Genomic DNA, 13,187 nt, shown 5'->3' on the forward strand with positions numbered 1-13,187 from the left:
GTCTATGCCGGGCAACAACTATTCCAATACCTGGCAGGCCATCAGGAAGCGCCTGCCACATGAGTCTATCAAACACAAACTGAGGATAATGAAACTGACATTGGTCCTGCTGACCGCCTGCTTCCTGCAGGTACAGGCGGCTGCGCAAACAGTGAGCATTTCAGGGAAAAATCTTGCTTTTAAAGAGATTTTCTCCCAGCTCGAAAAGCAAACCGGTTACGTGGTTTTCTACAACATGGCATTGCTACAGAAAACCAAACCCGTAACGGTTTCCGCTAAAAACATGCCTTTGGTGGATTTCCTGCACACGATCATGGACGGACAGCCCATCGATTTTGAGATCAGTGTGAAAACCATCACCATTAAAGAAAAAGCAACACCCGAAGATGCACCTGCGCCGGTGGTTTACAGGGAAGATCCGCCGGTAACAGGCCGTGTAACTGATCAAACGGGTACGCCCCTTCCGGGAACAACGGTATCCGTTGCAGGTACTACCCGCGGCGTGCAGACCAATGCGAAAGGGGAATTCACCATCAAAGCGGGGGCAACCGAAACACTGGTATTTTCTTTTATGGGGTATGATAAGAAATTAATCCCCCTAAAAGGCGCCAGGCTCCCGTTGGATGTACAACTGGCGCAGAGCCAGAAAGGCATTAACGAGGTGGTGGTGATCGGTTACGGCGCGGTGAATAAAATTGACCTCACGGGCGCGGTATCCAGTGTGAAACCCGCCGACCTGAAAGACATCCCCGTAACGCGTGTTGACCAGATGTTGCAGGGCCGCATCGCCGGCGCGGAAGTGGTATCCACCACCGGTGAACCCGGCGCCGGCACCTCCATCCGTATCCGCGGCACCCGCTCCATTTCCGCGAGTAACGAGCCGCTGTTTATTGTAGACGGATTAATGGACGCCATTACCAACCTGAACGAACTGAACCCCTCCGACATCGCCTCTATCGATGTGCTGAAAGACGCTTCGTCTACCGCCATCTACGGTTCGCGCGGCAGCAATGGTGTGATCATCATCACTACCAAATCGGGGGCGACAAACTGGGCAAAACAAACGTGAGCCTGCGTACCGATTTCGGCTACTCCGTACTGCCACGTTACCTCGACCTGATGAACGCTACGGAGTTTGCACAACTGCAAAACGACCGCTACTATTTTTCCAGCACAGCGAATCAAACTAAACCGCTTGAAGATTACCCGTTCCCCGACCCGCTGTCGCTGGGCGAAGGCACGAACTGGACGAAAGAGATCACGCGTAGGGCGCCGTACCAGAACCTCACGTTATCGGCTTCCGGCGGCGATAAAACCACGCAGTATTACTTTTCGACCAACTTCAACAACAACCAGGGCATCATCGAAAACAGCGGCTTAAAACGCTACCAGATGCGCCTGAACCTCGACCGTACCATCAACCAGTATGTAAAAGCAGGGGTAAGGTTCAACTATTCACAGATCGCGCGAAAAATAAACCTGGCGGACGTGGGCACCAACACGCTGTGGTACCGTTCCACCATCTTCCTGGCCCCTACTATGGCGGCTTACAAACCGGATGGCAGTCTGAATGATTTTAATACCCAGTGGTACAGCGGCACACTGTTCGATTCGCCGATAGCGAACGTGGAGTTGAAAAAGAACGACCACCTTGAGAAAAGCCTGAGCACTATGGCTTACATCGAGGCGCGCCTGTTTAAAGATTTCCTGGTAAAATCCACCATTTCCTACTCCGACTACAGCCGCATGGAAGACCAGTTTACACCGTCGACCATGCCTACCCGCGCCAATGCCAACACCGGCGCGTATGCGTACAAAAGAAGTTACGCGGTGGACAACCTGCTGAATGAAAACACCATTTCCTATAAAAAGTCATGGGCGAAGAAACATAATGTGGATGCCGTTTACGGCTTCACGTTTCAACGTAAAAAGTTCACTAACATGAACGTAAGCGCCAGCGGGTATTTCGTGGATGATAATGAAACCAATGACCTCGGCGCCGTGCCATCCAAGGAAACGATCGGGTTGGGTTCCTATCTCGAGAACCAGGTACGGCTATCGCAGCTGGCAAGGGTCAACTACAACTACCGCAGCAAGTACTACCTGACAATGACCGGCCGCATGGACGGTGCATCTAACTTCGCGGCGAGCAACAAATGGGCTTTCTTCCCATCTGCCGCGGCGAAATGGAACATTGCCCGTGAAGACTTCATGCGCACTGCTACAAAAGTGAATGAGCTGTCGTTACGCGCCAGTGCAGGTGTTTCGGGTAATGATGCCATTTCACGTTACCAATCACTTGCCAGGCTGACTTCCAGCGCTACCGGTTACTTATTCGACGGCGTGCAGCCGGTAGCCTACTACCCTTCGCGCATTGCGAACGAAGGCCTGACCTGGGAGAAAACAACTTCTTACAACGCAGGACTGGATATGGCCTTCTTTAACCGCCGGCTTGAAGTAACGCTGGACATGTACCAGAGCACGACCAGCGACCTGTTACTGACCGTACAACTGCCTACACAAACGGGATATAACTCAAGACTGGCGAACATCGGAAAAACTTCTAACAAAGGCATTGAACTGACCGTTACACACGATAACATCCGCAGGAAAGATTTTACCTGGAGCACCACACTCACGGCCGCGCACAACAAACAGATGGTGGAAGACATCGGCGGACTTGACCGCATCGCGGTGTACAACAACAACTGGGGCGCGCAATACATGATGTACGGGTATGTGAAAGGCCGTCCGCTGAACGCCCTGTGGGGTATGGAGTATGCAGGTGTATGGAAAAGCCAGGAAGAGATTAACCAGGATAAAACAGATAAAAAATATGCCTCTTCTGCCGTGAGTTATTACTCACCCGGTCGCCAGCGTTACATTGACCAGAACCATGATGGTGTGCTCGACAACGAAGACCTCGTGTACCTGGGCAACGCTGACCCCTATGTGTATGGCGGTTTACAAAACAACTTTACTTACAAAAAACTGAACTTCTCTTTCTATTTCAATTATTCCCTTGGCGGTAAAATTTACAACCCTGTAGAGGTGTTTATGGGTACAGGCACTTACCTGAGCAACCAGTTCCGGTACATGGTAAACGCCCGGCATCCTGTGCGCAACCCGGACTCTGACTACCCGCGCGCCGATTCCAAAGATGACATTCCGAACAACCGCTTTGTGCACGACGCGTCGTTCCTTCGTTTGAAGAATGTAAGCATTGGTTACCCGGTAGACCTGGCGAAGATCACGCATAACAAACTGCAGTCGCTTACGCTGACCTTCAGCGGTAATAACCTGGTACTGTGGAAATACTACAATGGTTACGATCCGGAAGTATCTACCGAAAGCGATGGCTCTACGATCCGCCGTATGGACAATGGAGCCTATCCCTCCGCCCGCACTGTCACTTTTAGCGCAGAACTGAAATTTTAATCAACATGAAAGGAAGAAGATATTTACTCACGATATTATGTGCCACCTCGCTGGCGATGGGCGGTTGCAGCAAACTGCTGGAAGAAAACGCGGAGAGCTTTGTGAGCCCGGATGGCTTTTACAAATCCGAGAACCAGTGCATTGCCGCGCTAAACGGCTGTTACGCACCGCTAAACAATGTATTTAACCATAACCTCATCGTTCCGCTGGAAGGGGTAACGGATCTTGCATGGCTGAACAGCGCCCAGCTGGACGCCAAGTTCGAGATCTCACCCGCTAACCCGGGTATGGGTGACGACATCTGGACGGCCTGTTACCGGGCATCATGTACTGCAACGCCGCCCTGGAAGGTATTTCCAAAGCCACGATCAGTGACGACCGTAAACCGGCACTGATGGGCGAAGCCATCGTACTGAGAGCAATGTACTACTATGTGCTCACCTGCTCATTCGGCGACGTACCTTTTTATACGGAGAATGTGGGCAGTCTCGGCGCGCTCGAGAAGATCGCGAAGCTGGGTCGTATGCCGGCCGGCGAAACGCGTAAAAAGCTGATCGCGGAATTACAGGAGTATGTGCCGCACCTGCCGCAGGCGCGTACCGCCGATGTGCCGCAGAACCGCATCTCCGCTCCTATTGCCTACATGCTTATTGGCAAAATGGCGCTCTGGGAAAAAGATTATACCACCTGTACCAATGCGATGGAGGAAATCCGGAAAATATACGGGCAGCTGACGCAGTATTCGCTGACGGACACCTACTTCCGGAACAAAAACACCGGCGAATCCATTTTTGAAGTACAGTATATCTGGTCTGCCGCGGGATTAAAAAGACAACGAACGTTGCCTGTTTCTTCACGCCCACCAAGGCCTCCGGCACGAGCACCTACGATGGCGTAAACATCCCGGAGCTGGGTACGAAAGCGAATCCCTACACGTCTGTGGTGCCTACGGAATATTTCATGAGCTTGTATGATGTAACCGATCCCCGCCGGGAGATCATCCTCGCATACACTTATAACGGCGCTTACTTCAAGCGGCCGATGGCGAACAACGGTACCGGCAAAGCGTGGATGGGGCCTAAGTTCTGGTGCCCCGGTATGGATAACATCGCAGATGGCAACAACCAGAAAGTATTTCGTTACGCGGATGCGTTGCTCATGCTCGCGGAATCTGCAAATGCCACCGACAATGCCGACCTGGCCATGCGTTGCCTGAACGAGGTGAAGACCCGTGCCAACGAAGCGTTTAAACTGGATGCCTATCCCGGCAAAGCGGCCTTTTTTGAAGAAGTAAAACAGGAACGCGCACGCGAACTGATGGGAGAATACGGCCGTAAATGGGACCTGGTGCGCTGGGGCATTTTCTTCCGGGCGCTGAGCGAAACGTCTGCCACCGAGTACGAGATCATTCGCACCAACCTGCGCCCCTACCACGAATACTACCCGATCCCGGACAAAGAAGTATTGCGTTCGGGCGGCATTTTAGATAATCCAACTTATAAATAAACCTTATGAAATATTTCTTTAGCCTGATGGCGATGCTCGTAATGGCCGTCTCCGCACAGGCGCAAAAACCTTTCGTGATCCTCAGTTACAACATCCTTGAAGGGATGAAAACCGATACCACCGCGGGCAAACAGGTGTTTGTGCGATGGATCAAGCCCATAATCCGGATGTACTGGCGCTGGAAGAATGTAATGGCTTCACCCAGAAATCGCTGGAGGAACTGGCTGCCACCTGGGGCCACCCATACGCGGTAATCGTTAAAGAAAACGGTTATCCGACCGGCCTCACGTCGAAATACCCCATCGCGGATATCCGGAAAATCAATGAAAACATGACCCATGGCTTTATCATGGCGAAAGTGGAAAATTATAACATCGTAGTGCTGCATCTCAATCCACACTTGTATAAAAAGAGAAGAGCGGAAATTGCGCAGGTGGTTAAAAATATCTCCCTTCAACCTGATAAAAAGAACTGGGTGATCATGGGTGATTTTAACTCACTGTCGCCTTTGGATAAAAGCCGCATTAAACCAGACGTACAGGTGGCACGCCAGCAGGCAGCGGCACAACGTAATCCAAAGATCGAAAACCTCGTTGACGGACAGCAAATCGACTACCAGACGCAACAAACCATGCTGGATGCCGGTTTCGTGGATGCAGGCAGAAGGTATGACGATCTGCAGATCGTACAGACGAAGAAAAGTGTGATCGCCTCCGACAGCCGCATCGACTATATCTACATCAGCAAAGACACGGAGAAAAAGCTGATCAGCTGCCAGTTTATTTATGATGATTTCACCAAAAAGTATTCTGATCACCGCCCGGTGATCATGGAACTGAAACAATAAACGTTTTCATGAAAAAGCAACTTCTCTTTATACACGCTTTACTGCTCGTGCTTTTCGCCGGATGCAGAAAACTGGAGGACCGTCACTTCAGCACCGACCTGGCCGTGGATTCGCGCATCGTTCGCGTAGCCGCCGATGCCGACACTACACGCATCATTGTTTACGCAGAAGGCGACTGGCGAATGGAGCCTGCAGAAAAAGTGAGCTGGGCAAGACTTACCAATGATCGTGGCAGCGGAAAAGGCCAGGTAATCGTGCAACTGGACAATAACACCGGCAACCTCCCGCGCGCTGTGATGTTGTACGTGAAAGCCAATGGCAAAACCGATTCTGTCAGCCTGCAGCAGCGTGGCCTGGTACCAGCACTGGCGATCACGGACACTACCGCGATCAGCATCGCCAACGGCGGCAGCCTTAAAACGGTGATCAATACCAATGTACCGATGGAACTCATGAAAGTGAGTTACCGTTTCCTCACAGAAGGTCAACAGAACTGGCTTTCTGACCTGAGCATCAAAGACGGCTACCTGTACTTTAAAGCAGACACCAACCGCAGCGCCGAAGCCCGCAGCGCCATCATGAAACTGAGCTACCTCGATGCGCTGGGTACCACAACTACCGATTCGATCATCGTTCGCCAGCACCCGGGCATGGATTACAGCGGTGCCCTGCTGAAGGACTTTGCGTATGTAAAGCAATTACTTGCTACCGGCGCTATCACCGAAAATATTTATGTGGAAGGAATCGTGGTGAGCGATAAAGGTCATCCTAACATTGCGAAAAACCTGAACACCGCGGCCAATAAACATGTGCTGGATAAAACAGAAAACGCCATCGCGGTATATGTACAGAGCGCAGATGGCAACAGTGGTATTTACTTCAAAACGAAAACCGCCGGTGATAATATATTTAACTTTAACGACCGGGTAAAAATATGGCTGAAAGGTGCTACACTTGACCATTTAGCTAACCCGGACCGTGTGATCGTAACAGGTATCGAAGCCAAACAGATCATGGCTAAAGAAGCCGGCAACACGCCGCTCATACCGAAAGAGAAATACATCGCCGACCTGACTGACAACGACCTGTACACCTATGTTAAACTGAAGGATGTGGAAATATCTGTGCCGGATGGCGCGTTTACCAACATCAACGAGGGATATACTGCACGTATGGATTGCTATCCCACCAGCATCCGCGACATTAAGGGCAACAGCATGTACCTGCTCACCAACCTCGATGTGGCGTACCGCCGCGACGGGCAGCGGGTGCCGCAGGGCTCCGGTAACATCAGCGGTATTATTGTTTACGAAACCATGGACCGCTTCGGCGGCAACATCGGCCGCTATGCGATTCGCCACCTGCAACGTTCAGATATTGCCCTGGCGGAAGACCGCAACAACAGCTTTTCCAATACGCTGGTAGAATGGAGCCGGTTTAAAACCGAATTCGCTGCCACACCTACACCTGCCGCCAATCCCATGACACCGGACGTAGGTGCAGGCAACATCAGTCACAGCGCGAAAGCTGCCATGGACTTCACCGCGAATGGCATTTATACGACTAACGACTACAACGGCCTGTTGCAGGAAGCAACGACCAACAAAGGCTCCGTAAGCAATGGTGGCTGGGGCGCAAAAACTGGTGGAACACGACTGCCAACCGCGGCGAATACTGGCTTATAGAAGTTTCAACAGCGGGTATCACCACACCGGTTTCTTTGCAACTCGATGGCAATACAGATATCGGCGGCCCGCGCAACTTTGTCGTAGAATGGGCCAGCACCAACACCGGTACAACTACCGGCAAACTGCCGGCACCTTTACATTTGAAGATGTGGCGAACTGGACGAGCACCCTGTTAACGCAGGTGGCCGGCTATAAAGCAGTGAATATCGCCTTCCCTGCCGGTGCATCCAATCTTGAGAAATTGTATATCCGCATCCGTGTGGCCAACAGAACGGTGGGCACTTCCACCGCGGCTACCGGCGGTACTTTGGGCGCTACTACTGCCTGCAGGCTGGGACATTTGTCCATCCGGTATAACAAATAAGCATACACGTCACGTCTGAACAAAAAGGGGCTGTTACTTCGGTAGCGGCCCTTTACATTTGGTTGTAGTTGTGGAAAGTGGGGCGCCGGACGTCGGACGGGTAAGCGGTGTACGGACAGGAGGCTCAGCGCATGCTTCATACTGTGTTTGATTAACGTGGCTGTAGCCAGCTTTGCGAGATCGGCCGCGGTGTAAATACCGCAAAGTGGTTCGTTCTCGTAAACGGTAGTGCGGTTGTTGCTTTCTTTATGGAGATGGGCTGGTACGTCCGCCTGCATATCACGGAAATCGCAAGCCAGCACCAGATCTGCGGTGAGGATGCCCTTGAGCGGGCCGCCTATGTTGAGCGTTGGATTGTCAACTACTAGCGCCGCCGCAGAGCACTACCCCTTTCATGGTGCCGGGTCGTGTTGTGTGCCTTTCACTACTTTAAACAGGTGTAATACTTGCGGAAATAGCGCGTGCATGCTTTCTTCCGCGCCTTTGGTAGAACCGGGCAGGGTAAGGACGAGCATATCGCCCATAAAACCTGCTACACCGCGTGACAGCATGGCATACGGCGTACGCTCCTGGCCATAACTCCGCGCGGCTTCCATGATGCCGGGGATCGGACGGTCCAGCAATGGACCGATGGCCTCCGGTGTGGTATCGCGGGGCGACAAACCGGTCCCCCGCAGAAAATGGCGAGCCGATACCCGGCGGCCTGCCATTCGCGGGCCTTCTGCTGTACCTGTTCCACATCGTCCGGGATAATATCATATTGCGCCGCCGACAGCCCATGCTGTTCCAATATTGCCACTATCGCCTTACCGGCCATATCGTGCTTTTTGCCGGCGCTTACGCTGTCTGAACAAACGACAACACCGCACAGCAGCTCCGCATCCTTCTCTTTAAAATCTGATTTGCCTCCTTTCTTTTCTACCAGTTGAATCTGGTGAACCGATACCCCTTTATCGATCGGCTTTAACATGTCGTACATCGTCAGCGCCGTGATAGCTGCGCCGTGCATGGCTTCCACTTCTACACCGGTGCGGTAGATCGTATGCACCTCCACCGATATTACTACATCCAGGCCATTGATCTCGTATTGAATACCGGCGTATTCTACCGGCAGAGGATGACAGTCGGGAATAACATCACTTGTTTTTTTGATAGCCAGCAAACCTGCTGCACGGGAAAATTCCAACACATCCCCCTTAGGTACTTTACGTTCCCTGATGGCGGTTACCGTTTCCTCTTTTGATACCCGGAGCGTGGCTCGTGCTATGGCTTTGCGCAGGCTGGTTTGTTTATGCGTAATATTGATCATGCGCTTAAGTATTTTGTTTCCATTGCGAGGCGTCGTCTTCCATCAACTCTTTGCCCCAGATAGGCAGCTTCGCTTTAATTTGTTCTACCGCCTCTTCACAAGCCGCTATAGCGGCCTTTCTGCGGGGAGCGGAAGTAAATACGAACAGGCAGAGTTCACCGGTTTTTACGACACCCGGGCTGTGATACACATGCATGCAGGAAAGGCCATAATTAGTAATGATGTCCTCGCGGATCTGGTGCATCTGTTCAAGGGCCATTGCTTCGTAAGCAGTGTATTCAATCGCGGTTACACCTTCGTCGCGCCGCACCTGTCCCAGGAAAATACTGTGTGCACCTATCTGCTGCATATGGCTGTGGCGTTGGATCTGGTCGGTAACTAACGTAGCCGGGATCGCGCCTTGTATAAATATGTTCTTCATTGTTGCTGTTTTATTTCATCAACCTCCCGAAAACGGCGGCAACAAAGCAACCTCTGCTCCCGCTGCGAATACTGTCTGATCATTTGCCAGTACCTTATTCACCGCTACACGATAGGATACATCCGCTAATAGCGGATACTTTTCCTCCAACTGTTTACGGAGTGTATACATATCAGTTACCTCGTTCCATTGCAGCTGCGACGAACCGGTAATCTCCTGCAGTTTGCCAAAAACCAAAATCTCCATAGGCATAAATCTACAAAATAAACCGGACCGGCACTTCGTCGCCGGCTTTAAACCGTCCGCCGCCGGCATTCAGTGTTCCCAGGTAGTTGGCCATGGCGAAAGAATTCAACTTGTAAGACTCCTCGTGCGAGCGCTAAACCGGCGGGCTTTCCCAACGGCAAAACCACCGATGGCAGTGGCGGTGGCATTAGCCTGCAGAATGTCGGGCGCGGTGCTTACATCGATCATAAACTGTGTTTTAATGTAACGTCAGTCATCATTCATATAAAATAAACAATAGAATATATACCATAAATCATAAAAACTGATTGAAGAAAACTCCCTTTCTATAATCGCGTGATGTTGCCAGACTATATCAGCGGCACGCAAAGCTGGGAGCAGATCGTGAAGATGACGGAGCTCCGGGAACGTGACATGCGCATCGAACTATTGAAAGGACGCAGCATAAAACACATCGATCGTGCGGCCAAAACCGTGACCGGTGAAGAAGAGCATACTCACCCTTATTCCTGCTACCGTTTAAGCTAAGTTTTTGTTATCTTCATTTCATCCTGCTAACATCCACGGCCGGGACTTATTTTTCAGCTACAAACGCTTTACCGATGAAACATTTTCTATTGTTGTTTTCATTGTTGCTGGCGGGCCGGGCCCTGCACGCGCAAACCGAATCCCCGTTGTACGAGGGCGCCATACCTGGCAACCTCCCCGGCAAAAACGAGGAAACGCGGGCTACTACCGGCGGCATCCTGCGCATTGCCAAAGTATCCGAACCCACTTTAACGGTCTATAAACCGTCCCGGTCCAAAGCCAACGGCGCGGCGGTGATCATTTGTCCCGGTGGCGGCTACTCGATTTTAGCAGCCGGGCACGAAGGCGCTGATGTGGCCAAAGCATTTAATGCCATTGGTGTAACGGCTTTTGTATTGAAGTATCGCATTCCTGACGCAACGAAACAGGAAACACCATCGATAGCGCCGTTACAGGATGCGCAGCAGGCGATCCGTATTGTACGGAAGAATTTCCAGAAATGGAATATAGATCCGCAGCGTGTAGGTATCCCGGGCTTTTCCGCCGGCGGACACCTTGCGGCTACCGCGGGCACCCACTTCGATAGCACCTTTATCAGCAACCCCGAAAATATCAGTCTGCGCCCTGATTACATGATGCTCATTTATCCCGTGATCAGTTTCACGCGTAATGCCCACCAGGGATCGGCGCAGAACCTGCTGGGAAAAAACGCGGGTGCTACGTCCCTCTCCTACTTTTCAAATGATGAACAGGTGACCGCGGCCACGCCTCCCACTTTTCTTGTGCATGCTACCGACGATGACGGGGTGAACCCGGAGAATAGCATCATGTTTTACGAGGCGGCCCGGGCGCATAAAGTACCGGCAGAATTGCATTTATATCAGCAGGGCGGACATGGTTTCGGTTTACAGATCAAAGGCAGGGAAGAACGCTGGTTTGAGCGTTGCGCCAGCTGGATGAAAAGCAACGGATGGTTATCGCCACCGGTGATACGCCAGCACCTATATGTAAAAGGACGCTTTTTATATACACCCGGCGGTGAAAAAATCGTATTACGCGGCGTGAACAAAATGAATGTATGGTCAGACAAAACCGGGGAAAAATCATTCCCGGAGATTGCGAAGACCGGCGCCAATACCGTACGTATTGTATGGACATCTGCCGGTGGGGGCGGCCCGCAGCTCGATACATTGATCGGCGCCGCCGTAAAGAACAAACTGATCCCCATTATTGAATTACACGATGCGACCGGCGACTGGAACAAACTACAGGCATGCGCAGATTACTGGGTGCGGAAAGATGTGCTGGCGGTCATTAAAAATACCAACGCTATCTGCTGCTGAACATCGCGAACGAAGCGGGTGATCAGCATGTGACGCAGGAGCAGTTTAACACCAGGTATGCTGCGGTCATTAAACAATTACGCAAAGCGGGCATCGGTTTACCGCTGGTGATTGATGCAGCGGGCTGGGGCCGGAACGAAACCCTTTTACTCAATGGTGCGGAAGCATTGCTGCAGGCCGACCCGGACAAGAACCTGATCTTCTCCTGGCATATATGGGATTCGGGTATTACGACAGGCCGTATCAGCAGTACAATTGATAAATCTATCCAGAAGAATTTCATGCTGCTGATCGGCGAGTTTGCACCGATGGAAGTGAAGTGCATGTGCTGTATTCCCTATCACTTTATCATGGAATATTGCCAGCAGAAAGGCATCGGCTGGCTTGCACGGAGCTGGGGGCCTGGTAATGGTGATTGCGCGGCCATGGATATGACGAAGACAGATGCTTTTGACAGTTTGTATGGCTGGGGAAAAGAAGTGGCGGAAACGCACCCATTCAGCATTAAAAATACATCGATGCGGGTATTATCGTTGTTTAAATAAGATATTCGCGCCAAAAGTCCCATGTGGGCGGCCGACACAAAAGCCGGATGCGTACAGCATCCGGCTTTTCGCTTACCGGGCAAACTGTTTGTTCCCTTGACGGGATATACTAATAAGAAAAGCCCCGGTATGCACCGGGGCTTTTATAAATTGAATTTGTAGTTCCGATCTTAGATCGCTGGAGCTGCAGGAGCTGAAGGCGTAGAAGGGGAAGCTTTAGGAGCAACCTTCTTAGCAGCAGCTTTCTTTTTAGGAGCAGCTTTCTTAGCAGCAGCCTTTTTAGGAGCAGCTTTCTTAGCAGCGGCTTTCTTAGGAGCAGCTTTCTTAGCAGCGGCCTTTTAGGAGCAGCTTTCTTAGCAGCGGCTTTCTTAGGAGCAGCTTTCTTAGCAGCGGCTTTTTTAGGAGCAGCTTTCTTAGCAGCAGCTTTCTTAGGAGCAGCCTTCTTAGCAGCAGCTTTTTTAGGAGCAGCTTTCTTTTTAGGAGCAGCTTTCTTAGCAGCGGCTTTTTAGGAGCAGCCTTCTTAGCAGCAGCTTTTTTAGGAGCGGCTTTCTTAGCAGCAGCTTTTTTCGGCGCAGCTTTTTTAGCCGCTTTTTTAATTGTTGCCATTGTTTTTTGAATTTTGGGTTAGTAATTAAAATTGGGTATTAAAAAAACTTTATGGCAAACACTAACTTAGGCTTCCGCCTGAGCAGTGGTGTCAAATGATTTTACAGAAACGTAAGTTTTGTTCTCACGGCCTTTCCTGAATTCCACTACACCATCTGTCATTGCGAAAATGGTAAAATCTCTACCAATTCCAACATTCTGACCAGCATGGTATACTGTACCACGCTGACGGATGATAATGTTGCCTGCTACAGCAACCTGACCACCGAAGATTTTCACGCCCAGCCTTTTGCTTTGGGAATCGCGGCCGTTCTTTACACTACCTTCACCTTTTTTATGTGCCATT

At 51.1% G+C, this 13,187-nt stretch carries 16 protein-coding genes and 1 pseudogene; 11 read left to right on the forward strand and 6 right to left on the reverse strand.

Going from position 1 to position 13,187, the window contains the following annotated elements; genetic code table 11:
* Positions 1-4 precede the first annotated feature (4 nt).
* The 8 genes from MKQ70_RS17810 (at position 5) to MKQ70_RS17845 (ending at position 7,843) form a co-directional block, all read left to right on the forward strand.
* Positions 5-1,069 (forward strand): SusC/RagA family TonB-linked outer membrane protein, encoded by a 1,065-nt coding sequence (locus tag MKQ70_RS17810; RefSeq protein ID WP_248073017.1) that lies wholly within the window; start codon positions 5-7, stop codon positions 1,067-1,069.
* Positions 1,066-3,438: a SusC/RagA family TonB-linked outer membrane protein gene (locus tag MKQ70_RS17815; RefSeq protein WP_248073019.1), complete on the forward strand. Its 2,373-nt coding sequence runs from the start codon at positions 1,066-1,068 to the stop codon at positions 3,436-3,438. The genes MKQ70_RS17810 and MKQ70_RS17815 overlap by 4 nt, the downstream gene beginning before the upstream one ends.
* A 5-nt stretch (positions 3,439-3,443) precedes the next feature.
* The gene (locus tag MKQ70_RS17820) at positions 3,444-3,833 is read left to right on the forward strand and encodes a hypothetical protein (protein WP_248073021.1); all 390 of its coding nucleotides are present in this window, start codon (positions 3,444-3,446) and stop codon (positions 3,831-3,833) included.
* Positions 3,764-4,336: a RagB/SusD family nutrient uptake outer membrane protein gene (locus MKQ70_RS17825; RefSeq protein WP_248073023.1), complete on the forward strand. Its 573-nt coding sequence runs from the start codon at positions 3,764-3,766 to the stop codon at positions 4,334-4,336. Before MKQ70_RS17820 ends, MKQ70_RS17825 begins: the two co-directional genes overlap by 70 nt.
* A 41-nt stretch (positions 4,337-4,377) precedes the next feature.
* The gene (locus tag MKQ70_RS41315) at positions 4,378-4,944 is read left to right on the forward strand and encodes a RagB/SusD family nutrient uptake outer membrane protein (protein ID WP_248073025.1); all 567 of its coding nucleotides are present in this window, start codon (positions 4,378-4,380) and stop codon (positions 4,942-4,944) included.
* Between the two features lie 145 nt (positions 4,945-5,089).
* A complete protein-coding gene (locus MKQ70_RS17835; RefSeq protein ID WP_248073027.1) occupies positions 5,090-5,791 on the forward strand; it encodes an endonuclease/exonuclease/phosphatase family protein in 702 nt (233 codons plus the stop codon).
* Positions 5,792-5,799: 8 nt separating this feature from the next.
* Positions 5,800-7,476, forward strand: a complete 1,677-nt coding sequence (locus tag MKQ70_RS17840; protein ID WP_248073029.1) for a DUF5689 domain-containing protein — start codon at positions 5,800-5,802, stop codon at positions 7,474-7,476.
* Positions 7,477-7,564: 88 nt separating this feature from the next.
* Positions 7,565-7,843 carry a hypothetical protein gene (locus tag MKQ70_RS17845; protein WP_248073031.1) on the forward strand — a complete coding sequence of 93 codons (279 nt, stop codon included), beginning with the start codon at positions 7,565-7,567 and terminating at the stop codon, positions 7,841-7,843.
* Between the two features lie 392 nt (positions 7,844-8,235).
* Here the strand turns inward: MKQ70_RS17845 and moaCB are convergent.
* From moaCB to MKQ70_RS38760, 4 genes and pseudogenes are all read right to left on the reverse strand, one after another.
* A pseudogene (gene moaCB / locus MKQ70_RS17855) lies at positions 8,236-9,152 on the reverse strand (bifunctional molybdenum cofactor biosynthesis protein MoaC/MoaB).
* Between the two features lie 4 nt (positions 9,153-9,156).
* The gene (locus MKQ70_RS17860; RefSeq protein ID WP_248073040.1) at positions 9,157-9,573 is read right to left on the reverse strand and encodes a molybdenum cofactor biosynthesis protein MoaE; all 417 of its coding nucleotides are present in this window, start codon (positions 9,571-9,573) and stop codon (positions 9,157-9,159) included.
* Positions 9,574-9,591: 18 nt separating this feature from the next.
* Complete coding sequence (locus tag MKQ70_RS17865) at positions 9,592-9,819, reverse strand: MoaD/ThiS family protein (RefSeq protein WP_248073042.1); 228 nt, start codon at positions 9,817-9,819, stop codon at positions 9,592-9,594.
* 105 nt (positions 9,820-9,924) lie between these two features.
* A complete protein-coding gene (locus MKQ70_RS38760) occupies positions 9,925-10,047 on the reverse strand; it encodes a hypothetical protein (protein ID WP_282456583.1) in 123 nt (40 codons plus the stop codon).
* Positions 10,048-10,158: 111 nt separating this feature from the next.
* Here MKQ70_RS38760 and MKQ70_RS17870 point away from each other — a divergent pair, with 111 nt between their 5' ends.
* The 3 genes from MKQ70_RS17870 to MKQ70_RS17880 all read left to right on the forward strand — a co-directional run bounded on the left by MKQ70_RS17870 (position 10,159) and on the right by MKQ70_RS17880 (position 12,235).
* Positions 10,159-10,347 (forward strand): hypothetical protein, encoded by a 189-nt coding sequence (locus tag MKQ70_RS17870; protein ID WP_248073044.1) that lies wholly within the window; start codon positions 10,159-10,161, stop codon positions 10,345-10,347.
* A gap of 74 nt (positions 10,348-10,421) precedes the next feature.
* Positions 10,422-11,690 (forward strand): alpha/beta hydrolase, encoded by a 1,269-nt coding sequence (locus MKQ70_RS17875; RefSeq protein WP_248073046.1) that lies wholly within the window; start codon positions 10,422-10,424, stop codon positions 11,688-11,690.
* A 29-nt stretch (positions 11,691-11,719) separates the two neighbouring features.
* Complete coding sequence (locus MKQ70_RS17880; RefSeq protein WP_248073047.1) at positions 11,720-12,235, forward strand: cellulase family glycosylhydrolase; 516 nt, start codon at positions 11,720-11,722, stop codon at positions 12,233-12,235.
* Between the two features lie 324 nt (positions 12,236-12,559).
* Here MKQ70_RS17880 and MKQ70_RS42345 read toward each other — a convergent pair whose 3' ends face one another.
* Positions 12,560-12,841 (reverse strand): histone H1-like repetitive region-containing protein, encoded by a 282-nt coding sequence (locus tag MKQ70_RS42345; protein ID WP_372489989.1) that lies wholly within the window; start codon positions 12,839-12,841, stop codon positions 12,560-12,562.
* A 66-nt stretch (positions 12,842-12,907) separates the two neighbouring features.
* Complete coding sequence (gene rpmA, locus MKQ70_RS17885) at positions 12,908-13,186, reverse strand: 50S ribosomal protein L27 (protein WP_248073049.1); 279 nt, start codon at positions 13,184-13,186, stop codon at positions 12,908-12,910.
* Position 13,187: the final 1 nt, after the last annotated feature.

This window comes from Chitinophaga sedimenti (assembly GCF_023156195.1).
GTDB lineage: Bacteria > Bacteroidota > Bacteroidia > Chitinophagales > Chitinophagaceae > Chitinophaga > Chitinophaga sedimenti.

Bases quoted from the DNA above. Each gene is read 5' to 3' on its own strand.
- MKQ70_RS17810 (WP_248073017.1), top strand. From the start codon at position 5: ATGCCGGGCAACAACTATTCCAATACCTGGCAGGCCATCAGGAAGCGC.
- MKQ70_RS17820 (WP_248073021.1), top strand. From the start codon at position 3,444: ATGAAAGGAAGAAGATATTTACTCACGATATTATGTGCCACCTCGCTG.
- MKQ70_RS17825 (WP_248073023.1), top strand. From the start codon at position 3,764: ATGTACTGCAACGCCGCCCTGGAAGGTATTTCCAAAGCCACGATCAGT.
- MKQ70_RS17835 (WP_248073027.1), top strand. From the start codon at position 5,090: ATGGATCAAGCCCATAATCCGGATGTACTGGCGCTGGAAGAATGTAAT.
- MKQ70_RS17840 (WP_248073029.1), top strand. From the start codon at position 5,800: ATGAAAAAGCAACTTCTCTTTATACACGCTTTACTGCTCGTGCTTTTC.
- MKQ70_RS17845 (WP_248073031.1), top strand. From the start codon at position 7,565: ATGGGCCAGCACCAACACCGGTACAACTACCGGCAAACTGCCGGCACC.
- MKQ70_RS17860 (WP_248073040.1), bottom strand. From the start codon at position 9,573: ATGAAGAACATATTTATACAAGGCGCGATCCCGGCTACGTTAGTTACC.
- MKQ70_RS17865 (WP_248073042.1), bottom strand. From the start codon at position 9,819: ATGGAGATTTTGGTTTTTGGCAAACTGCAGGAGATTACCGGTTCGTCG.
- MKQ70_RS38760 (WP_282456583.1), bottom strand. From the start codon at position 10,047: ATGATCGATGTAAGCACCGCGCCCGACATTCTGCAGGCTAATGCCACC.
- MKQ70_RS17870 (WP_248073044.1), top strand. From the start codon at position 10,159: ATGTTGCCAGACTATATCAGCGGCACGCAAAGCTGGGAGCAGATCGTG.
- MKQ70_RS17875 (WP_248073046.1), top strand. From the start codon at position 10,422: ATGAAACATTTTCTATTGTTGTTTTCATTGTTGCTGGCGGGCCGGGCC.
- MKQ70_RS42345 (WP_372489989.1), bottom strand. From the start codon at position 12,841: ATGGCAACAATTAAAAAAGCGGCTAAAAAAGCTGCGCCGAAAAAAGCT.
- rpmA (WP_248073049.1), bottom strand. From the start codon at position 13,186: ATGGCACATAAAAAAGGTGAAGGTAGTGTAAAGAACGGCCGCGATTCC.